Source organism: Microbacterium sp. NPDC089190, from assembly GCF_040701795.1.
Classification (GTDB): domain Bacteria; phylum Actinomycetota; class Actinomycetes; order Actinomycetales; family Microbacteriaceae; genus Microbacterium; species Microbacterium galbum.
Window position 1 is genome coordinate 440,936 of sequence record NZ_JBFBHF010000004.1, and the last position, 22,636, is coordinate 463,571.

Sequence of the window (22,636 nt, forward strand, 5' to 3'; positions counted from 1 at the left end):
CGGCTCCACCGGCGACGTCATCACCGACGGCACCGACAGCCTGCTCGGCGGCAACCAGGCGATCATCCCGATCGAGGCACCCCTCACCATCGGCGGAAACGCCGTCTCCGTGATCGGCGACAGCCACAGCGAGAACGCCACCACCACCGGCGGCACCACCGGCAACGGCTCCACCGGCGACGTCATCACCGACGGCACCGACAGCCTGCTCGGCGGCAACCAGGCGATCATCCCGATCGAGGCACCCCTCACCATCGGCGGCAACGCCGTCTCCGTGATCGGCGACAGCCACACCGAAGACGCCACCACCACCGGCGGCACCACCGGCGGCTCGGTCGGCGACGTCGAAACCGACGGCACCGACAGCGTCCTCGGCGGCAATCAGGCGATCATCCCGATCGCCCTGCCCGTCACGATCGGCGGAAACGCCGTCTCGGTCATCGGTGACAGCACCTCGACGGGTGCGACGACCACCGGCGGTGCGAACGGTGGGGGTGTCGTTGGGGGCATCATCACCGACGGCACCGACAGCCTCGGCGGTGGTAACCAGCTGATCATCCCGATCCAGCTGCCCGTCACGATCGGCGGAAACGCCGTCTCGGTCATCGGTGACAGCACCACCGAGGGCTCGCACACCGGTGGCACCCCCGGAAACCCGGGGACCCCTGGTACTCCGGGCACCCCCGGAACCCCCGGAACGCCCGGCACCCCCGGAACCCCCGGCACCCCGGGAACGCCGGGAACGCCCGGCACCCCCGGAACGCCCGGTACCCCCGGCGGTCACGCGAGCACCGGCGGAACCCCCGTCGTCGGCTCGGCCGCCTCGGCGAGCGCGGTGACGCCGCTGTCGACGAGCGCCGCGAAGACGCTCGCCATCACCGGAACCGATGGCCCCGCGGCCCTCGGCCTCGGCCTCGCCGGTCTGCTCGCGCTGCTGATGGGAGGGGTGCTGCTGCGCCGCCGCTCCCGCGCATGACCCGCGGAGGGCTCTGACCCTCGGCGGAACGACACCGGATGCCGACGTGCTGTCGTGGCATCCGGTGTCGTCGCGCGCTCGGAACGGGGCTCGACCGGGCCCGGACCCTGAGACAGCCTGAGGGCCCTCCGCCGCAGCGACGCCACGCTAGCGGGTCCGGACCCTTCGACATGCTCAGGGACCTCCACCGCAGGGTGCCGCGCTACAGGGCGCCGCCGCGGCGCTCGCGCTCGAGGAACGCGATCGTCTCGGGGCGCTGCGGGGCGTCGAAGATCTGCGCGGGCGTGCCCTGCTCGACGATGCGGCCGCCCTTCATGAACACGATGCGGTCGGCCACCTCGCGCGCGAACGACATCTCGTGCGTCGCCATGAGCATCGTCGAGCCGCGGTCGCGCAGCACACGCACGAGGTCGAGCACCTCGCCGACGAGCTGCGGGTCGAGCGCGGAGGTGATCTCATCCAGCAGCAGCAGCTCGGGGTTCGTCATGACGGCGCGCACGATCGCGACGCGCTGCTGCTGACCGCCCGAGAGGCGGTCGGGGAACTCCCGCGCCTTCGCCCCGAGCCCCAGCTGCTCCAGCAGCTCGGTGCCGCGGGCGTAGGCCTCGGCCTTCGGCATCCCGTGCACTTTGCGCGCGGCGAGCGTGACGTTGTCGATCACGCGGAGGTGAGGGAAGAGGTTGAAGTGCTGGAAGACGACGCCGATACGGGCGCGCGCGGCGTCGGGGTCGATCGTCGGATCGGTGAGGTCGTCGCCGTTGAGCAGGATCTGCCCGTCGTCGACGCGCTCGATCAGGTTGATCGTGCGCAGCAGCGTCGACTTGCCCGACCCGGAGGCGCCGATGAGCACGACCACCTCGTGCTGGTCGATCGAGAGGTCGATGCCGTCGAGCACCACGTGGTCGCCGAAGGCCTTGCGGACGCTGCGGACGTCGAGCACGGTCATACGGTCCCGCCCATCTGCTCGCGCTTCGCCAACCGCGCCGAGACGTAATCGGTGAGGCGGATCATCGGCAGCGCCATCGCCACGAAGAGCAGCGCCGCCACGATGTACGGCGTGAAGTTGTAGGCCTGAGCCGAGGCGATCTGGGCCGCACGGACGGCATCCACCGCTCCGAGGACGGAGATGAGCCCGACGTCCTTCTGGAGCGACACGAAGTCGTTCATGAGCGCCGGCACGACCTTGCGCACACCCTGGGGGATCACGACGATCCGCAGCGTCTGCGCGTGGCTGAGGCCCAGCGAGCGGGCGGCGACGCGCTGAGAGGGGTGCACGGCCTCCATCCCCGCGCGCAGCACCTCGGCGATGTAGGCCGAGTAGGTCAGCACGATCGCGATCGTGCCCCACAGCACCACGGGCACGCGGCCGAAGACGCCGAGCGCGGGAAGGCCGAAGCCCACCAGGTACAGCACGATCAGCAGCGGGACGCCGCGGAACAGGTCGGTGTAGATCGTCGCGAGGGCGCGCAGGGGGAAGAACACCGGCCCGCGCAGCGAGCGCAGCACGGCGAGCGTCGTGCCGAGGATCGCGACGGCGATCGCCGCGACGAACAGCACCTGGATGTTGACCCACAGCCCCGCGAGGATCGACGGGAAGCTCGCCAGCGCGATCTCGGGGTCGAAGAACGCGCGCCGCACGTCTTCCCACCCGGGGCTCGACAGGATCGCCCAGCCGACCACGACGACGAACACGACCGAGCTGACAAGCGCGATCAGCACCGACTTCGTCGATTGCCGACGCCGTGTGGCGCGCCGACCGAGCTCGAGCTCGCTCGGCCGCCACGCGGCGTCGGACGGGGTGGATGCCACGGGGTGTTACTTCAGGACGGGAGCGGCGTCGGTGCCCCCGAGCCAGGTCTGCTGCAACTCGTCGAGCGTGCCGTCGGCGCGCAGGGCGTCGACCGCGTCGGTGACGGGCGCCGTCAGAGGCGAGCCCTTGGGCAGCACGAACGCGAGCTCGTCGCCACCGGCCGAGGAGTCGGGCAGCTGACCGACGACCTTGCCGTCGTCGAGCACGGCCCCGGCGAGGTAGAACGCGGTGGGCAGGTCGACCACGATCGCATCGACCTGGCCGGACTGCAGGGCGGCGACGGCGTCGTCGTTGGAGTTGTAGACGCTGAGGTTGGCGGTGCCGAGCTGGTCGGCGGCGACCTGGTAGCTCGTGGTCGCACTCATGACGCCCACGGGCAGGTTCTTCAGCTCGGCCACGGTGGTGGCGGACGCGGCGGGCGAGGTGCCGGTCGTGACGACGGCCTGGGTGGTCGTGTAGTACGGCGACGAGAAGTCGACGGCCTGCTTGCGCTCTTCGGTGATCGAGAACTGCTGCAGGTTGAGGTCCCAGTCCTTGGCGCCGGGGGCGATCGCGCTGTCGAAGGTGCTGCGCACCCACACGACGTCGTCCTTCGAGAAGCCGAGCTGCGTCGCGACGGCGTCGGCGACCGCGGCCTCGAAGCCCTCGCCCGAGGCGGGGTCGTCGTTCTCGACCCACGGCGAGAACGCGGGCTCGCCCGTGGCGATCGTGAGCTTGCCGGCCGTGACGGTCTGCAGCGCTCCCTCGGTGGCGGGTGCGGCGCCGGCGTCGGAGCCGGTGGGGGCGAAGGCGCAGGCGGTCAGCGACACGACGGTGGCCGCGGCCACGGCGGTCAGGGCGGCGGCGCGGCGCAGGCGTGCGAGAGCGGTCACGATGTCTCCTCGTGGACGTATCGGGGTCATCCCCGGAGTGCTGTGATGGTCACAGCGTATCCGGGGCATGTTTCGGGGACGGTCACCCGTGAAATCTGGCGACACGGGGCGTCGCGGGGCCGGCAGGGCTGTTGCGGGTCGAGTGCGGGCTGCCGTGCAGGGCGACGGGGGTGCGGCGGGTCCGGACCCGGCCCCGGGTCACGGCATCCTGCCGACGCGCCCCTTACTCCGCCAGACGCCAATCCTCGAAGCTGAACCCCGGCGACACGAGGCAGCTCACGACGACCTCGGCGTCGCCGGCGGGCCGGGCCGCCTGCCACACGCCCGCGGGCACGGTGTGCTGCAGCACGTGTCCCGCAGCGAGGTCGGGGCCGAGGGTGACCGTCTCCGCCGCGCCCGGCTCGACCCCCGCTCCACCCAGCGAGAGCTCGAGCGCCCCGGGACCGTGCCACAGCCAGACCTCGTCGCTCGTTACGACGTGCCAGGCGCTGCGCTCGTCGGGCCGGAGCAGGTAGTGGATGCAGGTCGCCGCGGGCCGCGGGCCCGCGGGCGTGTCGACGGCGTACGACCCCGTCCACATGCGGCGGAACCACCCGCCCTCGGGGTGCGGCTCGAGGTCGAGCAGCCGGGCGGTCTGCGGACGGTCGTCCTCAGCCCGAGTGGTGTCGGCTCCATCGGTCATGCGCGCACTCCTGTCTCGCGGGTGAAGGTGTCGGTGACGAAGCGCGCCTCGCCGTCGATGAACGTCGCCGCCGCCGTTCCCGCCCCGGCCACCGCGAGGTGTTCGATCGTTGCATCCACCTCCGACACCGGGACGTCGAAGAACGCCAGATCCGCCACGGCGCCGACCGCGAGGTACCCCGTGCGGGCGGGGCCGGTGTCGAGGCCCATCGCGTGCGCGCCGCCGAGGGTCGCCGCGCGCAGCAGCAGCTCGGGCAGGTCGCGGTTGACGTACCCCTGCGTTCGCGCGAGCCGGTGCAGTTCGGCGACGTCGGCGAGCAGATCGAGCGAGGGACTGGATGCCAGCGAGTCGGTGCCCACGGCCAGCGCGTTGCCCTCGGTGAGGTAGGCCGCGACCGGCGGCTCGTCGAGGCCGATGACCGCGTTCGAGCGCGGACACAGGGCGACGGTCGTCCCCCGGGCGCGCAGGATTGCCCGGTCGCGCGCCGTCATGTACACCCCGTGCGCGATGTGGCAGTCGGGTCCCAAGACGCCGAGCTCGTCGACGAACTCCGTCGCCCCGGTGCCGAACCCCTCGTCGCGCAGGGCACGGAAGCTCGCGGGACGCTGCTTCTGCCACGGCACCGCCTCGCCGTGCTCGCGCTCGAACGCGGCCTCGCCCAGGTGCAGGTGCAGGCGGCTGCCCCGCTCGCGCACGATGTCGGGGATCTCGAGCAGCGGCTCGACGTCGAGCGAGTACGGCGCGTGCGGAGACAGTCCGGTGCCGGGCGGGGAGGGCAGCGCGTCGAGCCGGGCCTCCACCTCGGCGCGGCCGCGCTCGGCCCAGGCGGCGTTGGTCCAGCTCATCACCTCCCAGTACGTGATGCCGTGCAGCCGCGCGTCGTGCAGCGCCGAGGCGGCCTCGACGTCGGTGACGATGTCGGCGACGGCGGTCGTGCCGGCGGCGATCATCTGGAGCGCGCCGGACGCGGCATCCCGAGCCCAGTCGTGACCCGCGCGATACACCGGCGTGAACGCGTCGTCCCAGTCGTCGAAGCCCGCGTACGACCCCCGGCCCACCGCGGCCATGCCGGTGTACTGCAGGTGGGAGTGGGCGTTGACCAGGCCAGGGGTGAGGACCCCCGGCCAGTGCACCTCGTCGAACGAGACGCCGCGCATGCGCAGTTCGTGGACCACCCACTCGCGGTCGCCCACGTGCCGGATGCGCCCACCCGCCACCGCGATAGCCCCGCCCGGGATCGGCGGTGCGGTGATCGGCAGGACGAGGGATGCCGAATACACCCTCATCGCCCACCCCCGGCGTAGCGCGGCGACCGCCACTCGTCGAGGCCCTCGGGGTCGAGGGGCCGTGGCACGTCGATCTGCGCGCCGCGCACGCGGAGCGCCTCGCGCGCGACGAGGTCGTCGACGTCGGGCCCGAGGGCGTGCACCCCCGACGACGGACGGCGCCGCAGCAGCTCGCCGAGGGCCGCGAGCTGCACGGCGAACGAGAGGTCCATGATCTCGATGGGGTTGCCCTCGGCGGCGGTGATGTTGACGGCTCCTCCCCCGCCGAGCACGAGCGCATCGTTCTCGGCCCCCGGCGCGATCTCGCCCGGCACTCCCCCGGCCACGGCCATCACCCGCGCTTTCGCGGCGAGGTCCGCGGTCACCGTGCCGGGCACCCCGGTCGCCGAGACGACCAGTGCGCCGGCCGCCGATTCGCGCGCCGGGCCGATGGAGAACCCATCGTGCCGCGCCTCGAGCGCCCTCACCGGGTCGGTCTCGGCCACGCGCACCTCGGCGCCCAACGCGCGCAGGTGCGCGGCGACGCCCCGGCCGACGGGGCCGTACCCCAGCACGAGCGCCGATTGGTCGGCGAGGCCGATCCCGCGCTCCTCGAGCAGATCGGCGATGGCGAACACGCACGACTGCCCGGTGCCGTAGCGGTTGTCGAACATCGTCTTCGTGCGGGCGTCGTTCACCGCCATGACCGCGGTGCGCAGGATTCCGGCATCCTGCATCCGCCGCAGGGGTGTGAGCCCGCTCGTCGTCTCTTCGCACGCGCCGATCCACCCCGCGACGAGCGCGGGATCATCCTCGTGAGCGAGGCGGATGAGGTGCGCGCCGTCGTCGAGCAGCACGTCGAGTCCCGCGCGGAGGAAGGTGCGGGCGGCGGCCAGCTCGGCGGGTCCGCTCAGCGTCGGGTCGGCCGTGACCGCGAGCCCCTCGGTGCGCAGCGCGTCGGCGACCGCGGGGTCGGTCTCGTCGGGATGCGCGTACACCGACACCTCGGCTCCGCGCTCGCGGAGCAGCAGCGACAGCACGGCGGTCTTCGGCTCGAGCACCATCGCCACCCCCACGCGCAGGCCGGTCAGGTCGAGGCGCTCCGCCATCGCGGCCGACACCGGCATGTGCGCCCGCGCGAAAGAGATCCGGCCGGCGGCATCTCCCCGCTCGGGCAGCGGCGCCCCGTCGAGGCTCACCGTGTCGGCATCCAGGTCGAACTCGACCCGCCCGGGGGCGGGATGCAGACTCGGGATGCCACCGAGCCGCACGAGCAGATCGTGCAGGTCCGCGGAACCGGCGCCCTGCACCACGAACGGGCGCCCTGCGAGCATGAGGTTGGACGCACGCGCGAAGCGCCGGACGATGCGCTCGGGTGCGCGAGGGTCGGTCACGGGGTTCAGCCTAGGGTCACGGGTGCAGGCGTCCGCGCGACGGGGAAGCGACCTCAGCTGCTCGGATAACACCCGGCGCTTCATCACCCGCCGCCGCGAGCGCTGCCTGGAGCGGTTCGGGGCGCATTCTTGCGGTTGGGGCGTGAAATTTCGCGCCCCAACCGGAAGATCGTGCCCCAAAACCCCGTCCCCCACAGCCCCACACCCCGCCCCCGGACAACGCGGAACGGCCCCGCCCTGCCGAAGCAGGAGCGGGGCCGTTCTCGAGAGTGCAGCGAATTACTTCGCGGCGACCACCTGGAGGGTGATCACGGCGGTGACGTCGTCACGCAGGCGAACGGTCGCCTCGTGCTCGCCGACCGACTTGATCGAGGAGGTGATCTGGATCTTGCGCTTGTCGAGCTCACCGAGACCGGCAGCCTTGACGGCGTCGGCGACGTCGGCGGGCTTGACCGAACCGAACAGGCGTCCCTCGTTGCCGGCCTTGACCGACAGCTTGACGGTGTTCGACTCGAGCGAGTTCTTCAGGGCCACGGCGTCTTCGTGCGCGTGGATCGCGCGGGACTCGCGAGCGGCGCGGATCGACGCGACCTGCTTCTCGCCACCGCGGCTCCAGGCCACGGCGAAGCCCTGCGGGATGAGGTAGTTGCGGGCGTACCCGTTCTTGACCTCGACAACATCACCGGCGCTACCGAGCCCGGTGACCTCATTCGTGAGAATCAGCTTTGCCATCGGGTGCTCCTTAGCGGCCGGCGCCGGCGTAGGGCAGGAGAGCCATCTCGCGCGCGTTCTTGATGGCGCGGGCGATCAGGCGCTGCTCCTGCACGGAGACACCGGTGATACGACGGGCGCGGATCTTGCCGCGCTCCGAGATGAACTTGCGGAGGGTTGCGACGTCCTTGTAATCGATGACGCCGACGCGGATCGCCTTCGCGGGGGCTGCGTTCTTCGCACCCTTCCGCGGCTTGCGGCGGTCGCCAGTGGCCTTGCCAGCCATGCTTCCTTCTTTCGTGTGGTTCGGATGCCGAGGCGGTCACGCGGACCGGGATGCGGCATCCGGAATTTCAGGGGGTCGTCGTGCTCGAGAGAGCGCGGCGAAGATCAGAACGGGGTGTCGTCGCCGTAGGAACCGGGAGTGCTCCACGCGTCAGCGCCGCTGTTGCCGCCGCCGTTGTTCGAACCGGGGGTCGACCACGGCTCGTCGTTCGACTGCTGCACCTGCGCGCGCTGGCCGCCTCCGCCACCCCCGCCGCCACCGGCGGCACGGGTGACCTGGGCGGTCGCGTAGCGGAGCGAGGGGCCGATCTCATCGACTTCGAGTTCGATGGAGGTGCGGTTGTTGCCCTCGCGGTCCTGGTAGGAACGCTGCTTCAGACGACCGGTCGCGATGACACGGCTGCCCTTCGTCAGCGACCCGGCGACGTGCTCGGCGAATTCGCGCCACACCGAGGCGCGCAGGAAGAGCGCCTCGCCGTCCTTCCACTCGTTCGCCTGACGGTCGAACGTGCGGGGGGTCGACGCGATGGTGAAGTTCGCGACCGGGAGCCCGTTCTGCGTGTAGCGCAGCTCGGGGTCGGCCGTGAGGTTACCCACGACGGTGATGACGGTTTCGCCGGCCATCGTCGTTACTTCGCAGCCTTCTCGGCGGACTCGACCTTGCGGGGAGCGGCGGCCTTGCGGGCGGCCTTCTCCTCGGAGCGCTTGGCCTCGGCGGCGACCTGGGCGATCGCTTCTTCGGCGCGCAGGACCTTGGTGCGCATGATCTGCTCGTTCAGCTTCAGCTGACGGTCGAGCTCGTTCGTGGCCTCGCTGGTCGCGACGAAGTTGACGACGGCGTAGATGCCCTCGTTCTTCTTGCGGATCTCGTAGGCGAGACGACGGCGGCCCCAGATGTCGATCTTGTCGATGGTTCCCCCATCGGCCGTGATGACCTTGAGGAATCCGTCGAGCTTCGGAGCGACCTGGCGCTCGTCGACCTCGGGATCGAAGATGACCATGAGTTCGTACTGGTGCGTCACTAACCCACCTCCTTCGGACTAGAACGGCTGACGGGCATTTCCCGGCAGCAGGAGGGTGTGTTGCACGTCACCGCGGGCTCACACGCGCATGGGCGTCGCCGGGCAACCTTCGTAGTCTAACGGATGCCGACTCACCCGGGGAATCGGAGACGGATAGCCTGGACCATCCGACGAGGGCAGGGGGCCGCATGACCGGAATCCGACCGTTCGACGCCCGCGCGCTGACGATGCCGGGCGACACGGCTGCGGCACGCGCCTTCACGGCCCGGCTGCGCGCGGAAGGGCGTCTGCCCGCGGCCAACACCGCCGTGGCGATCGTCGCGTACGTGTTCGCGTTCGCCCTCGTCGGTGGCGCCGGCCTCTTCCTCGTCGTCCTGCTGGCGATCTTCCGCGCCGCGATCGGCGACGGTGTCGTCGTCCTCGGCCTGGTCTTCGCCATCCCCCTCCTCCTCGGCCTGGGGGCGCTCGTGGCCGCACTGTTCGCCGTCCGCCATGGTCGACGCGCGCAAGAAGATCGACGGTGGCGCATCGCCGGCTTCGCACGCGACGTCGGTATGGAGTACGTGGCGGCGCTCCCCGAGCCCGCCCTCCCGGGCGCGATCTTCCAGATCGGCGGCGACCGCACCGCGTCCGACCTGGTCCGTTCGTCTCACCCGCGCTTCGTCGAGGTGGGCAATCACTCGTACACCGTGAGCAACGGCAAGAACACCACGACCTCGCGGTGGGGATACATCGCGATCCGTCTCGACGTCCCCCTGCCGCACATCGTCCTCGACGCGATGGGCAACGGCGTCCGGCTCGGGCTGTGGGAGCGCGGCCAGCACCTCAGCCTCGAGGGAGATTTCGACCGGTACTTCCGCTTGTACTGCCCGACCGGCTACGAGCGCGACGCGCTCTATCTCTTCACTCCCGACGTCATGGCGCGCTTCATCGACAACGCCGCCGTGCTCGAGGTCGAGATCGTGGACGACTGGCTGTTCCTGTACTCCCCCACCGAGCTCTCCACGCTCGATCCGGCGCGATGGGCGTGGGTGTTCTCGGTGGTGGCGGCCCTGCTCGACAAGTTGGAGCAGTGGGGCCGGTGGCGCGACGACCGCATGGCGGCCGGGGCCGCGGGCCCACCGCTCACCGCGCGGACGCCTCCCGCATCCACGGTGTGGGGTGCTCCCGACCCCGCCCCCGCGCCACCGGCCCTCCCCGCCCCGCCCGTCGGGGTCGCACCCGTGGGCCGCCGGCTACGGCGACGCAGCCCCTGGGTCATCGTGCTGTCGATCGTCGGCGGAACCTTCGCGCTGGGACTGCTCCTCCTGCTCATCCCGTTGGTGTTCTTCCTCGCTCGCTGACCGTGCGGCCGACCACCGCCTCAGATGAGACGGCGATGAGAAAAACGCAAACCCCTTCCTTCCGCCCGACGGCGCTGGGTAGCGTCGGCGGAATGAGTCCACGAATGTCGTTCGATCCGGCGCTCATCTCCGAGACCGCCTCGAACCTCCGCTCCGCCGCGGATGGCATCCAGGCCCACCTCGCGCAGCTCGAGAGTGAGGCGTCACGTCTGCAGTCCGCGTGGAGCGGTGAGGCCATGGAGGCCTACCGCACGGCGCAGCAGAAGTGGACGGCAGGCTTGCGAGCCCTGAACGGGATCGTCGCCGACGCCTCCCGCGCGGGTCAGGCGTCGTCCGACCGGTACGCCGCTGCGCAGTCGACGGTCGAAGGGATCTGGTCGTGAGCACCGACGCCGCGGCATCCCCGGACGCCCTCTCGCTCTTCCGGGCCCAGCAGGAGCGCATCGCGGAGCTGACGCCGAAGTTCGAAGCCGCCGAAGAACGCGTGCGCGAGCTTCTCAGCCCTCTCGCCCCGCCCGCAGACGCACACGCGACGATCCGGATCGATGAGCGTGGTCTCGTCACGGCCGTCACCCTCGAGCGCGCCGAGGGGGCCACACCCGAGTCCGTGACGGCGGCCTTCTCCGATGCCGCCGTCGCTGCTCGACTGAGCGGCCCCCCTCTCCCCCTCGAGGCCGCCGACGCTCTGCTCACCCTGGCCGCCCGCGGCGAGACCGGACCGGTCGTCACGGTCGCCGACGACCTGCACCAGTTCCGCGTCATGGCCCAGTACGGCGCGATCCTCGGCGTCGACGGAACGCCGGCCTGGCTCACGCAGACCCCTGTCGATGTGATCGCCGACGAGGTCCTGCGGATCGGCCGTAAGGCCGCTCTCGCCTCGGACTCGTTCGACCGCTTCTCGGAAAGCGAAGGAGAATCCCGTGGTTGATGTCGATCCCGATGCCCTGCAGTCCGACGCCAATGACCACTGGCAGAAGTGGAGCCTCGAGCTGGCCGCGTGGCGGACCGACCTCGACGGTATGACGTACTCCCCCAGCGACTTCTCGCTGGCCCCGGGCTCGACCGAAGTGCTGTCGAAGTTCCGCACCTCGGTGCAGCTGCTCTCGGACTATCTGCACACCGGGGAGGAGATCTTCGAGGGCTTCGCCCGCGCGCTGCTCACCACCTCGATCGAGTACATGAAGGCCGAGGGCGACGCGCAGTCGGAGATCGACGCCGTCCAGAAGGAATTGGAGGGGCTGTGAGCTACGTCGACCTCACCCGTCAGGTCATCGCCGGACAACTCGACGATGCCGAGGCGAAAGTCCGCGGCGCCATCAGCTCCGCCCCGGCGAGCATCCGTCGTGCGGTGCAGAAATGGGTGGACGAGCAGGCGCACGGCCTCGGCGTCCTCGTTCCCGACGGCCTCGTCGACCAGGTCGCGGACATCATCATCTCCGTCGCCCTCGACGCCCTCGAGCAGTGCCTCGACACGATCGCCGTGCTCCGCGTGTGCAACGCGTACCTCGGCAGCCCCGACCGGCTGCGCAATATGGCGTCGACGATCGGCGACATCTCGGGCTCCGCCGAGAACCTGCAGATCAAGAAGGACCAGCTCGACGGCCTCATGAGCTGGGACGACGGCAAGGCCAGCAAGGTCTACGAGTACGGCATCGACGACCAGGTACGGGCGCTGGGGGTGCTCCCGGGCAAGCTCGGCGGTGTCGCCGGCGTGCTGCGCACCCAGGCCGACGACATCGAGAGCTTCTACCTCAACCTCGCCGGGCTCGTCGGGGGCACCGTCCTGGCCATCGGCGGTGTGGTCACCGCGATCCTGTCGCTGATCGGCGGGGCGCTCTCCTCCCCCACCGGAGTCGGCGCCGTCGTCGGGCTCATCGGCGCCGCGCTGTCCGCGGTCCTGGCGCTGGCCGGTGTCGGCATGGCCGGCATCTCGGCTCTTCAGCTCTTCCTGTCGGCGATGCAGGGGACGTCGAACAAGCTCGACGACCTCCTCTCGTCGATGCCCGCGTGGGACCCGCCCCGCTTCGCCATCGTCCAGTAGCCGCCCCGAGCCCGCGCGGGGGTCGGATGCCGCCCGTTAGGGTCTGACACGGGGGTGCGACATGACAGACGCCACGACGTTCGATCCGACGCCGCTGACCGCGCCGGTCGATCGCAAGGCAGCGCAGGCCTTCACGGCGCAGCTGCGTCGCGAGGGCCGGCTGAGTGGCACCGTGGTGCCGATCATCGTGTTCGCGATCGTCGGTGCGGCATTCCTCTTCATCGCCATCCCGGTCTTCGCCGCCGTCGCATCATCCCTCTTCGACCGGGGCAGCTCCGGGCCGCTGCCGCTGCTGGTCGTCGTCTTCATCCTCATCGCTGCCTCGTTCATCGTCGGCGCGATCGTGCGCGGTTTCGGGGGTGCTGCCGAACGGCGCTACCGACTCGATCGCTTCGCCCGCGCGAACGGGATGACGTGGCATCCGGGATTCGACGATCCCGAGCTGCCGGGCATGATCTTCGCCCTCGGTCACGACCGCGAATCCCGGGATCTGCTCCGATCCGGCGACCCTCGGTTCGTCGAGGTGGGCAACTACCGGTACGAGACGGGGTCGGGCAAGAGCAGGCAGACGCACCGGTGGGGTTACGTCGCGATACGCCTCGACACCCCGCTTCCCCACATCGTCCTGGATGCCGTGGGCAACAACGGGCTGTTCGGCGCGTCGAACCTGCCAGTCACCTTCGGCCGCGGCCAGAGGTTGAGCCTCGAGGGCGACTTCGACCGGCATTTCGCCCTCTACTGCCCCGAGGGGTACGAGCGCGACGCCCTGTATCTGTTCACGCCCGACGTCATGGCGCGGTTCATCGACAGCGCTGCCGCCCTCGACGTCGAGATCGTCGACGACTGGCTGTTCCTCTACTCCCGCCGCGACCTGTCGACCCTCGACCCCGCGACCTGGCGATGGCTGCTGACCACGGTCGCGGCGATAGACGAGAAGTTCGCGCAGTGGGCGCGCTGGCGCGACGAACGCCTGGTCGCCGAAAAGCCGTCCACGTCGCACGCGGTCGGCGCCGCGGCATCCGGGGCCCCGGCGCAGGCGCTGCCCCTTCTCACGCCGCCCCCCACCGGGGTCGCGCGGCAGGGCCGACGCCTGCGCCGCGGGTTCTCGTGGATCACCGGGGTGTTCGTCGTGATCGGCGTCGGCTGGTGGTTGCTGACGGTGTTCGCCGACGTGTTCATCCGGTGAGACGGGCGGCTGCGCGCCCCATCAGGCGCCGGTGAGGCTCGCTTCGTCGCGCCTCCGCACGGGTGTTCGGCGCCGGTGAGGCCCGCTTCGTCGCGCCTTCGCACGGGTGTACGGCGCCGCTGAGGCGCGCGGCGGAGCTCCCGGTCCCGCCGGAGCCCGCGCCCGACGCGCGGACGCGGAAGGACGCGCCTCAGGCCCCCCGCGTGGTGCGCCAGAGCTCGCGGCGCGCCTCCTGCTCGACCGGGTCGGGCACGGGCAGCGACGCCAACAGCCGCTTCGTGTAGTCGTCGCGCGGCCGGGTGAGCACCTGCACCGTCGTGCCCTGCTCGCGGATGACGCCCTGGCGCAGCACGATCACGCGATCGGCCACCTCGTCGACGACGGCGAGGTCGTGACTGATGAACAGGCACGCGAAGCCGAACTCGGCCTGCAGCTGCGCGAACAGCTCCAGCACGCGCGCCTGCACCGACACGTCGAGCGCGGAGGTCGGCTCGTCGGCGATGAGCAGCTTCGGATCCAGCGCGAGGGCGCGAGCCAGCGACGCGCGCTGACGCTGACCGCCCGACAGCTCGTGCGGGTAGCGGTCGCCGAACGCCCGTGGCAGCTGCACCGCGTCGAGCAACTCGTCCACGCGCTGTCGCGCGGCCCGGGCGCCGCCGGCGCGCTTGTGCACGACGAGCGGTTCGGCGATGCACTCCGCGATCGTGAGCAGCGGGTTGAAGCTCGTCGCCGGGTCCTGGAAGACGAACCCGATGTCGGGGCGCGTCTTGGCCAGGTGCCGGGGTTTGGCCCCTCGCATCTCGGTGCCGAGCACCTTGAGCGACCCGCCGACCACCGACGTCAGCCCCACCATCGCGCGACCGATCGTGGTCTTGCCCGAACCGGACTCCCCCACGAGGCCCAGCACTTCGCCGGGGCCGATCCAGAAGTCCACGCCCTTCACGGCGACCACACCGGCGGAACCGAAGCGTCCGGGGTAACCGATCTCGACCTTCTCGGCCACGACGAGGCTGCCCTCCGGCGGCGCGGTGGGGGCGGGCGTCTCCAGCGACTGCCGGGAGCTCTTCCCCCGGCCCACGTGCGGCACCGCGGCGAGCAGATCGCGGGTGTATTCCTGCTGCGGGGCGGCGAACAGGTCGCGGACCGGAGCCTGCTCGACGATGTCGCCGCGGTACATCACGATCACGCGGTCCGCGAGGTCGGCGACCACGCCCATGTTGTGCGTGATGAGCACGATCGTCGCCCCGAACTCGTCGCGGCACGTGCGCAGCAGGTCGAGGATCTCGGCCTGAACGGTGACGTCGAGTGCGGTGGTGGGCTCGTCGGCGATGATCAGCCCGGCATCCAGGACCAGGGCCATCGCGATCACGACGCGCTGCTTCTGGCCGCCCGAGAACTGGTGCGGATAGTCGTCGACGCGCTTCTCGGGATCGGGGATGCCGACACGGCGGAGGATGTCGACCGCCTTGGCCTTCGCCTCGGCGTTCGACAGCTTCTCGTGCGCCCGCAGTCCCTCGGCGATCTGCCATCCGACGGTGTACACCGGGTTCAACGCGGTGGAGGGCTCCTGGAACACCATCGCCGCGTCGCGTCCGCGCATCTCGCGCAGCTGCGCCCCGGTGGCGTGGACGATGTCGGTCTCTCCGCCGTCGCGACCGCGCACGATCACGGCGCCCGACAGCGTCGCGGTCTCGGGAAGCAGACCGAGCAGCGTGTTCGCAGTCACGGTCTTGCCTGAGCCCGATTCGCCGACGATCGCGAGCACCTCGCCGGCGCGCGCCTCGAGCGAGATGCCGTTGATGGCGGCGACGGGGGCGCCGTCGGTGGCGAAGGTGACGCGCAGGTCGTCGATGCGGGCGATGGATGCCGCGGTGCCGGTCATGAGGGGCTCCCGTCGGTGGTCGAGGCCGGGGTTCCGGCGGGGGCGGTGGTCGACGCGTCGGCCGGAGCCGCGGACGGGTCGAGGGCCGTGACCGGTGCGGGTGCCCGCCCCGCGCGGCGACGCGTACGCAGGCGCGGGTCGCTGAGGTCGTTCAGGCTCTCGCCGACGAGGGTGATGCCGAGCACGGCGAGCACGATCGCGATGCCCGGCGGAATGGCCGTCCACCAGATGCCGCTCGTGACGTCGCTGACCGAGCGGTTGAGGTCGTAGCCCCACTCGGCGGCGGCGGTGGCCTCGATGCCGAAGCCGAGGAAGCCCAGTCCCGCGAGCGTCAGCAGGGCCTCCGAGGCGTTGAGTGTGACGACGACCGGCAGCGAGCGCGTCGAGTTGCGGAGCACGTGGCGCAGGAGGATGCGCGCGGTCGGCACCCCGATGACGCGGGCCGACTCGACGAACGGCTCCGCCTTGACCCGCACCACCTCGGCACGGATGACGCGGAAGTACTGCGGCACGAACACCACGGTGATCGAGATGGCGGTGGCGAGGATGCCACCCCACAGCGTCGACTGGCCCTTCGTGATCGCGATCGACATCACGATGGCGAGCAGCAGCGACGGGAAGGCGTAGATCGCGTCGCACAGCACCACGAGGATGCGGTCGAGCCAGCCACCGAAGTAGCCGCCGACCAGGCCGAGGAAGATGCCGAGGAAGATCGAGAACGCGATCGCGCACACGATCACCAGCAGCGCCGTCTGCGCGCCCCAGATCACGCGCGAGAGCACGTCGTAGCCGCCGACGGTCGTGCCGAGGAGGTTCATGGCATCCGGCGCCTGCTGCGTGCCGAACTTGACCCCGTCCGCCTCCTGCTGCGCGAAACCGTAGGGGGCGAGGAGGGGGGCGAGGACCGCGATGATCACGAACACCGTCGTGATGACCAAGCCCAGCACGAGCATCGTGCGCTGGAGCCCGACGCTGCGACGCAGATGCGAGATGACGGGCAGGCGGTCGCGCAGCGGGACCTTCCGCTCCGACAGGGCCGTGGAGGTCGTGGCATCCGTCATGTCAGTACCTCACTCGCGGGTCGATGATCGCCGCGATGACGTCGACGAGGAAGTTCGTGAAGGCCACCAGCACGGCGATCATGACGACGATGCCCTGCGCGGCCACGAAGTCGCGGGCCTTCAGGTACTCGCTCAGCATGAAGCCCAGGCCCTTCCACTCGAAGGTCGTCTCGGTCAGCACGGCGCCCGAGAGCAGCAGGGCGATCTGCAGACCGATGACCGTGATGATCGGGATGAGCGCCGGACGGTACGCGTGCTTGGTGACGAGGCGGTACTCCCCCACGCCGCGGGAACGCGCCGACGTGACGTACTGCGATCCCAACGTGCCGATCACGTTGGTGCGCACCAGCCGCAGGAAGATGCCCGCGGTCAGGATGCCGAGGGCCACACCGGGAAGGATCGCGTGGGTCAGGACGTCGCCCACCGCCGCACCGTCGCCGAGACGGATCGCGTCCAGCAGATAGATGCCGCTCGGGGCATCCAGAGTCGACAGCTTCAATTCGGTGCGGGTGCTGGCACGGCCGGCGACCGGCAGCACGCTCAGCCACACCGCGAAGACGAGCTTGAGCAGAAGACCGACGAAGAAGATGGGGGTCGCGTAGCCGAGGATCGCGCCGATGCGCAGCGTGGCATCCTGCCAGCGGTCGCGGCGGTACGCGGCGATGAGCCCGAACGGGATGCCGATCAGCAGCGCCACGACGAGCGCGTAGATGGCCAGCTCGAGGGTGGCCGAGCCGTACTGCAGCAGGATGCCGATGGCCGGACGGTTGTCGGTGATCGTGGTGCCGAAATCGCCCCGCAGCACGCCCCAGATGTACTCGAAGTACTGCTGGTAGAGGGGGCGGTCGTAGCCGGCGGCGGCAATGCGTTCCGCGAGCTGCTCGGGAGGGAGGCGCCCGCCGAGAGCGGCCGTGATCGGGTCGCCGGTGACCCGCATGAGCAGGAACACGACGGTCACGAGGATGAAGACCGTGGGGATGATCAGGACGAGTCGGACGAGGATGTAGCGCCAGAGTCCGCCGCCTTTGGGGGCGGCGGGCGCGGCGATGACGGGGGCGTCGACGGCGGTGGCCATGAGGACCTAACTGGGGGACGGAAAGCGGCGGGCACCCGGTCCGCCGAGGGACCGGGCACCCGCCGATCGATTACTTGTGCAGCGGGGCGTAGCGGAACTTGAAGGAACCGTCGAGGACGGCGCCCTCCACGCTGGAGCCCACGACCGCGACCTGCTTGCCCTGGAGCAGCGGCAGCGTCGAGAGGTCGGCGGCCACCTTGTCCTGGATCTCGCCGAGCTGCTGCTCGCGCGTGGTCTTGTCGGTCTGCGTCGCCTCCTCGACGAGGAGCTTCTGGACCTCGGCGTTGTCGTAGTGGTTGCCGAGGAAGTTGTCCGCCGAGAAGAACGGGGTCAGGTAGTTGTCGGCATCCGAGTAGTCCGGGAACCAGCCGAGCTGGTACGCGGGGTACACGTCGGCCGTGCGGTCCTTGGAGTACTGCACCCACTCGGTCTGCGCGAGGTTGACGGTGAACAGACCGTCCTCCTCGAGCTGCGCCTTCACCGCGGCGTACTCGTCGCCCGACGAGGGGCCGTAGTGGTCGCCGTTGTACTGCAGGTTCAGCGTGACGGGCGTCGAGACCCCGGCGGCCTCGAGCGTGGCCTTCGCCTTCGCCGCGTCGGGCATGCCGCTGCCGTCGCCGTACAGACCCTTCAGGGCCTCGTTGGCGCCCGCGACACCCTGCGGCACGTACGAGTACAGCGGCGAGTAGGTGTCCTTGTAGACGTCGGTCGCGATGGCCTGACGGTCGATGAGGTCGGCCGCCGCCTGACGCACGGCGAGGGACTTGGCCGCATCGGCCTCGGGCGTGGTGGCACCGAAGGGCATCGTGTCGAAGTTGAAGACGATGTAGCGGATCTCTCCACCGGGGCCGTCGACGATCTTGACCGCGTCGTTCGACGACAGGTCGGCGATGTCCGTCGCGCTCAGGCTGCGGAACGCGACGTCGATCGCTCCGGACTGCACGTCGAGCTTGAGGTTGGAGGCGTCGGCGTAGTACTTCGCCGAGATGCCGCCGTTCTCGGGCTTCGGCAGCGAGCCCTGGTAGTCGGCGTACGGCGCGTACGAGATGAGCTCGTTCTGCTTGTACGACTCGATCGTGTACTGCCCCGCGAAGGGCTTGGCCTCGACGATGGTGTCGTCGGGGGTGACCGCATCGGCCGAGAAGACCTCTTCGTCGACGATGGGCGCTGCCGGGCTCGACAGGATCTGCGGCCAGATCTGGTCGTTGCCGTTCTTCAGGGTGAAGACGACGGTGGTGTCGTCGGGCGTCTCGACGCTGTCGAGGTTGCCGAGCAACGAGGACGGGCCGTTGGGGTCGGCGATCGTCACCTGACGGTCGAACGAGAACTTCACGTCCGACGAGGTGAGGTCGTGGCCGTTCGCGAACTTCAGGCCCGACTTCAGCTTCACGGTGTACTCGGTCGGCGAGGTGAACTCCGCCGACTCGGCGATGTCGGGCGTGACGTCCGAGGTGCCGTACTGGCTGTTGAGCAGGAAGGGGTAGACCTGGTTCATCACGGCGAACGAGCCGTTGTCGTACGAGCCGGCCGGGTCGATCGAGCTGATCTTGTCGGTCGTGCCGACCACGAGCGGGTCGCCCGAGCCGCTGTCGGAGCCGTTGTCTCCCCCGCCGGCGGAGCAGCCGGCCAGGACGATTGCCGAGGCGCCGAGAGCGCCGAGGGCGAGACCGAGACGGCCTCGACCGCTGGTGTGCAGTGTCATTGCGTTACCTCTGCTGTGAAGTGTCGATCGCGACAAATGCCGCCATCCTTCGGACATCTTTGTCCTCGGCGGGCTGGTCACCAATTGCTCCGAGGTTTTTTTACATTACCGAAACCCACGGAAGAATTCGGATTTCTTCTTGCGCGATCTCCCGGACCCCCGAATATCTCCGCGCGGGAGCGCTCCCGACACGGCCGCCGCCGCTCAGTGCGCCGACCAGCCCCCATCCATCACGTAACTCGTTCCGGTGACCATCGCGGCGTCCGGTCCCGCGAGCCAGAGGGCGAGGGAGGCGACCTCGGCCGGCTCGACGAGCCGTTTGACCGCGGCGTCCTTCAGCAGCACCGTCTCGAGCACCTCGGACTCCGGGATGCCGTGCGACCGGGCCTGGTCTGCCAACTGCTTCTCTACGAGCGGCGAACGCACGTATCCGGGGTCGATGCACACGCTCGTCACGCCGTGGGCACCGCCCTCCAGTGCGGTCGTCTTGGACAGCCCCTCGAGGCCGTGCTTGGCGGCCACGTACGCCGACTTATATGCCGAAGCGCGTATACCGTGGACGCTCGATACGTTGAGCACTCGTCCGTGTCCGCGCTCGTACATGGCGGGGAGCGCCGCGCGGATGAGAAGGAACGGCGCCTCCAGCATCAGTCGCAGCATGAAGGAGAACTTCTCCGGAGCGAAGTCCTGGATGGGACTGACGTGCTGGATGCCGGCATTGTTCACGAGGATGTCGACGTCGAGCTTCAGATCGGCCAACGCCGCGGTGTCCGACAGGTCGACCCCCCAGGCACGGCCGCCGATCTCGTCAGCGAGGGCCTTCGCCCCCTCGACGTGGAGATCGGCGACCATCACCTCGGCGCCTGCTCCGGCGAACGCCCGCGCGATCGCCGCCCCGATGCCGCCGGCACCACCGGTGACGAGGGCGCGACGTCCGCTGAGGTCGATGGTCATGGTGCTCACTTCCCCCGCGCGGCGTCGGCGGCGTCGATGTCGCGCAGCGAGATGCCGCGCGTCTCCTTCAGCGACAGTACGGCGATCGAGGTCAGCACGCAGGCCGCGACGATGTACAGCGCGATGGGCAGCCACGAACCGAAGTCGCGCAGCCACTGCGTCGCGAGGATCGGCGCGAGCGAACCGGCCAGGATGGCCGTCACCTGGGCCCCGAGCGAGACACCCGAGTAGCGCATGCGCGTCGGGAACAGCTCGGCCATGACCGCCGGCTGCGGCGCGTACATGCCGGCGTGGAAGACCAGGCCCAGCGCCACCGCGGCGACGATGACGACGGGGTTCAGCGTGTCGAACATCGGGAAGGCGAAGAACGCCCAGGTCGCGCTGAGGATCGCGCCGGTGAGGTACACGGGCTTGCGCCCGATGCGGTCGGCGAGACGTCCGATCGGGGGGATCACGGCGAAATGGATGACGTGCGCGATCAGGAGCGCGAGCAACAGCTGGCTCGTGTCGTAGGAGTGCACGACCTTCAGATACACGATCGAGAAGCTGACGACGATGTAGTAGACGATGTTTTCCGCGAAACGCACGCCCATGGCCTGGACGACGCCTTTCGGGTAGCGGCGCAGCACCTCGACGACGCCGAACGAGGCGGCCTTCTCCTGCTGCACCTGCTTCTTGGCCTCGAGGAAGATCGGGGCCTCCTCGACGTGGGTGCGGATGTAGAAGCCGACCAGCACGATCACCGCCGACAGCCAGAACGCGACGCGCCAGCCCCAGTCGAGGAACGCGGCGGGGGAGAGGATGAACGACATCACCAGCAGCACGGTGGTCGCGAGGAGGTTTCCGACCGGGACGGCCGCCTGCGGCCAGCTCGCCCAGAACGCACGGGAGCGGTTCGGGCTCTGCTCCGCGACCAGCAGGACGGCACCGCCCCACTCGCCGCCGACCGCGAAGCCCTGGATGAACCGCAGGGCCACGAGCATGGCGGGCGCCCAGTAGCCCACTGAGGCGAAGCCGGGCAGGCAGCCCATCAGGAAGGTCGCCGCGCCGACGATGATGATCGTCGCCTGAAGGGTGGGCTTGCGTCCGAAGCGGTCACCGATCTGTCCGAAGACGATGCCCCCCAAGGGGCGGGCGACGAACCCGACGGCGTAGGTGACGAAGGCGGCGATGATCCCGTCGAGCGGGGAGCCCGACGACGGGAAAAAGAACGTGCCGAACACCAGGCTCGCAGCCGTGGCGTAGAGGAAGAACTCGTACCACTCGACGACCGTGCCGGCCATCGACGCGGCGACGACCCTCTTGATCTTTCCGGTGGAGGTTTCGGAGGAGGCGCTGCGCTGCGCCGTGGCGGGGGGTTCCATGCTGGCTCCTTCGGTGTCGACGGTGACATCCGTCGCCGAGTCTGCGGCGACCCGTGCGTTGCGGCAATGCCCAGTCCTGCGGAGTGTGTGTGCACAATTGCACACATGGATGCCACGACCGTCCGCGCCGACGACCTCCTTACGCTCCTCGCGGTCGCGCGAACCGGGCGCTACACGGCCGCGGCACAGCTTCGCGGCGTCGACCACACGACCGTCGCGCGGCGGATCTCGGCGCTCGAAGACGCCCTCGGCGGCCGGGTCGTCTCGGCATCCGGCCGCGGGTGGGCGCTGACGCCCCTCGGTCATCACGCGGTCGAGACGGCGGGCCGCATCGAGGCGGCGATGTCGCACCTCGCCGGCGGGGGAGTCGAACCCGACGCCGTGTCCGGCGTCGTGAGGATGTCGGCCACCGACGGCTTCAGCGCCTACATCGCGGCTCCCGCGGTCGCGGCTCTGCGGGAACGGCATCCCGAGCTCTCGGTCGAGATCGTCACGGCGCAGCGGCGGGCAGCCCTGCACCCCGGGCTCGACGTCGAAGTGGTGGTGGGGGAGCCGCAGTCGTCGCGGGGGCACGCCGTCGAGCTCGGGCGCTACACGCTCGGTCTGTACGCGTCCTCTGCTTACCTCGCCCGGGCCGGTCGACCCGCGCGCATGGAAGACCTCGAGCAGCATCGGCTCGTGTACTTCGTCGACGCGATGCTGCAGGTCGAAGCCCTCGATCTGCCGCGCCGCGTCGTGCCGCACATGCGCGACGGCCTGAGCTCGACCAACGTGCTCGTGCAGGTCGAGGCGACGCGCGCGGGCGCCGGGATCGGGCTGCTGCCGTGCTTCACGGCCGACCGGCACGACGATCTCGAGCGGTTGCTCCCCGAGGAGGTGAGCGAGAGCCTGCCGTACTGGATGATCGTGCGCGCCGACTCCCTGCGGATCCCCGCCGTCGTGGCCCTGGCCGACGCGCTGCGCGAGCAGACGGCGCGGGCGGCGGCGATGCTCGCCGGCCGAGGGTGACGC

At 70.3% G+C, this 22,636-nt stretch carries 24 protein-coding genes; 8 read left to right on the forward strand and 16 right to left on the reverse strand.

Features of this window, described 5'->3' with window-relative positions; genetic code table 11:
- Positions 1 to 976 (forward strand): hypothetical protein (locus AB0230_RS15485; RefSeq protein WP_366376713.1); only part of this gene is annotated, 976 nt, incomplete at its 5' end.
- Between the two features lie 202 nt (positions 977 to 1,178).
- On the opposite strand, the gene AB0230_RS15490 is transcribed toward AB0230_RS15485, so the two are convergent.
- From AB0230_RS15490 to rpsF, 10 genes are all read right to left on the reverse strand, one after another.
- A complete protein-coding gene (locus AB0230_RS15490) occupies positions 1,179 to 1,922 on the reverse strand; it encodes an amino acid ABC transporter ATP-binding protein (RefSeq protein WP_315994173.1) in 744 nt (247 codons plus the stop codon).
- The gene (locus tag AB0230_RS15495) at positions 1,919 to 2,785 is read right to left on the reverse strand and encodes an amino acid ABC transporter permease (protein ID WP_315994172.1); all 867 of its coding nucleotides are present in this window, start codon (positions 2,783 to 2,785) and stop codon (positions 1,919 to 1,921) included. The genes AB0230_RS15490 and AB0230_RS15495 overlap by 4 nt, the downstream gene beginning before the upstream one ends.
- A gap of 6 nt (positions 2,786 to 2,791) precedes the next feature.
- Positions 2,792 to 3,658, reverse strand: a complete 867-nt coding sequence (locus tag AB0230_RS15500; RefSeq protein ID WP_363577300.1) for an ABC transporter substrate-binding protein — start codon at positions 3,656 to 3,658, stop codon at positions 2,792 to 2,794.
- A 223-nt stretch (positions 3,659 to 3,881) separates the two neighbouring features.
- Positions 3,882 to 4,340 carry a cupin domain-containing protein gene (locus AB0230_RS15505; protein ID WP_315994170.1) on the reverse strand — a complete coding sequence of 153 codons (459 nt, stop codon included), beginning with the start codon at positions 4,338 to 4,340 and terminating at the stop codon, positions 3,882 to 3,884.
- Entirely contained in the window at positions 4,337 to 5,626 is a 1,290-nt protein-coding gene (locus AB0230_RS15510; RefSeq protein ID WP_366376717.1) for an amidohydrolase family protein, read from the reverse strand. The genes AB0230_RS15505 and AB0230_RS15510 overlap by 4 nt, the downstream gene beginning before the upstream one ends.
- Positions 5,623 to 6,999, reverse strand: coding sequence for an adenosylhomocysteinase (locus AB0230_RS15515; RefSeq protein ID WP_366376719.1), 1,377 nt, complete (start codon positions 6,997 to 6,999; stop codon positions 5,623 to 5,625). The genes AB0230_RS15510 and AB0230_RS15515 overlap by 4 nt, the downstream gene beginning before the upstream one ends.
- A 279-nt stretch (positions 7,000 to 7,278) precedes the next feature.
- Positions 7,279 to 7,731 (reverse strand): 50S ribosomal protein L9, encoded by a 453-nt coding sequence (rplI, locus tag AB0230_RS15520; protein ID WP_295839745.1) that lies wholly within the window; start codon positions 7,729 to 7,731, stop codon positions 7,279 to 7,281.
- 10 nt (positions 7,732 to 7,741) lie between these two features.
- The gene (gene rpsR / locus AB0230_RS15525) at positions 7,742 to 7,996 is read right to left on the reverse strand and encodes a 30S ribosomal protein S18 (protein ID WP_013584646.1); all 255 of its coding nucleotides are present in this window, start codon (positions 7,994 to 7,996) and stop codon (positions 7,742 to 7,744) included.
- Between the two features lie 104 nt (positions 7,997 to 8,100).
- The gene (locus AB0230_RS15530; RefSeq protein WP_076673071.1) at positions 8,101 to 8,619 is read right to left on the reverse strand and encodes a single-stranded DNA-binding protein; all 519 of its coding nucleotides are present in this window, start codon (positions 8,617 to 8,619) and stop codon (positions 8,101 to 8,103) included.
- A 5-nt stretch (positions 8,620 to 8,624) separates the two neighbouring features.
- Positions 8,625 to 9,017 (reverse strand): 30S ribosomal protein S6, encoded by a 393-nt coding sequence (gene rpsF / locus AB0230_RS15535; RefSeq protein WP_058622540.1) that lies wholly within the window; start codon positions 9,015 to 9,017, stop codon positions 8,625 to 8,627.
- Positions 9,018 to 9,205: 188 nt separating this feature from the next.
- On the opposite strand from rpsF, the gene AB0230_RS15540 reads away from it, so the two are divergent.
- From AB0230_RS15540 to AB0230_RS15565, 6 genes are all read left to right on the forward strand, one after another.
- Complete coding sequence (locus AB0230_RS15540; RefSeq protein ID WP_366376722.1) at positions 9,206 to 10,360, forward strand: hypothetical protein; 1,155 nt, start codon at positions 9,206 to 9,208, stop codon at positions 10,358 to 10,360.
- A gap of 92 nt (positions 10,361 to 10,452) precedes the next feature.
- A complete protein-coding gene (locus AB0230_RS15545) occupies positions 10,453 to 10,743 on the forward strand; it encodes a WXG100 family type VII secretion target (RefSeq protein ID WP_315994166.1) in 291 nt (96 codons plus the stop codon).
- Complete coding sequence (locus AB0230_RS15550; protein ID WP_315994165.1) at positions 10,740 to 11,288, forward strand: hypothetical protein; 549 nt, start codon at positions 10,740 to 10,742, stop codon at positions 11,286 to 11,288. Before AB0230_RS15545 ends, AB0230_RS15550 begins: the two co-directional genes overlap by 4 nt.
- The gene (locus AB0230_RS15555; protein ID WP_315994164.1) at positions 11,281 to 11,604 is read left to right on the forward strand and encodes a hypothetical protein; all 324 of its coding nucleotides are present in this window, start codon (positions 11,281 to 11,283) and stop codon (positions 11,602 to 11,604) included. The genes AB0230_RS15550 and AB0230_RS15555 overlap by 8 nt, the downstream gene beginning before the upstream one ends.
- Entirely contained in the window at positions 11,601 to 12,401 is an 801-nt protein-coding gene (locus AB0230_RS15560; RefSeq protein ID WP_315994163.1) for a hypothetical protein, read from the forward strand. The genes AB0230_RS15555 and AB0230_RS15560 overlap by 4 nt, the downstream gene beginning before the upstream one ends.
- A gap of 61 nt (positions 12,402 to 12,462) precedes the next feature.
- Complete coding sequence (locus AB0230_RS15565) at positions 12,463 to 13,587, forward strand: hypothetical protein (protein WP_366376725.1); 1,125 nt, start codon at positions 12,463 to 12,465, stop codon at positions 13,585 to 13,587.
- Positions 13,588 to 13,777: 190 nt separating this feature from the next.
- Here AB0230_RS15565 and AB0230_RS15570 read toward each other — a convergent pair whose 3' ends face one another.
- From AB0230_RS15570 to AB0230_RS15595, 6 genes are all read right to left on the reverse strand, one after another.
- Positions 13,778 to 15,469 carry an ABC transporter ATP-binding protein gene (locus AB0230_RS15570; RefSeq protein WP_366376727.1) on the reverse strand — a complete coding sequence of 564 codons (1,692 nt, stop codon included), beginning with the start codon at positions 15,467 to 15,469 and terminating at the stop codon, positions 13,778 to 13,780.
- Positions 15,466 to 16,530 (reverse strand): ABC transporter permease, encoded by a 1,065-nt coding sequence (locus tag AB0230_RS15575; protein ID WP_363577314.1) that lies wholly within the window; start codon positions 16,528 to 16,530, stop codon positions 15,466 to 15,468. Before AB0230_RS15575 ends, AB0230_RS15570 begins: the two co-directional genes overlap by 4 nt.
- Position 16,531: 1 nt before the next feature.
- The gene (locus tag AB0230_RS15580) at positions 16,532 to 17,605 is read right to left on the reverse strand and encodes an ABC transporter permease (RefSeq protein ID WP_366376729.1); all 1,074 of its coding nucleotides are present in this window, start codon (positions 17,603 to 17,605) and stop codon (positions 16,532 to 16,534) included.
- A gap of 70 nt (positions 17,606 to 17,675) precedes the next feature.
- Entirely contained in the window at positions 17,676 to 19,307 is a 1,632-nt protein-coding gene (locus AB0230_RS15585) for an ABC transporter substrate-binding protein (RefSeq protein WP_315994158.1), read from the reverse strand.
- A gap of 204 nt (positions 19,308 to 19,511) precedes the next feature.
- Positions 19,512 to 20,261 (reverse strand): 3-hydroxybutyrate dehydrogenase, encoded by a 750-nt coding sequence (locus AB0230_RS15590; protein ID WP_366376731.1) that lies wholly within the window; start codon positions 20,259 to 20,261, stop codon positions 19,512 to 19,514.
- A 5-nt stretch (positions 20,262 to 20,266) separates the two neighbouring features.
- A complete protein-coding gene (locus AB0230_RS15595) occupies positions 20,267 to 21,625 on the reverse strand; it encodes an MFS transporter (RefSeq protein ID WP_366376733.1) in 1,359 nt (452 codons plus the stop codon).
- Positions 21,626 to 21,730: 105 nt separating this feature from the next.
- Here AB0230_RS15595 and AB0230_RS15600 point away from each other — a divergent pair, with 105 nt between their 5' ends.
- Positions 21,731 to 22,633, forward strand: a complete 903-nt coding sequence (locus AB0230_RS15600) for a LysR family transcriptional regulator (protein WP_366376735.1) — start codon at positions 21,731 to 21,733, stop codon at positions 22,631 to 22,633.
- The last annotated feature ends 3 nt before the right edge of the window (positions 22,634 to 22,636 follow it).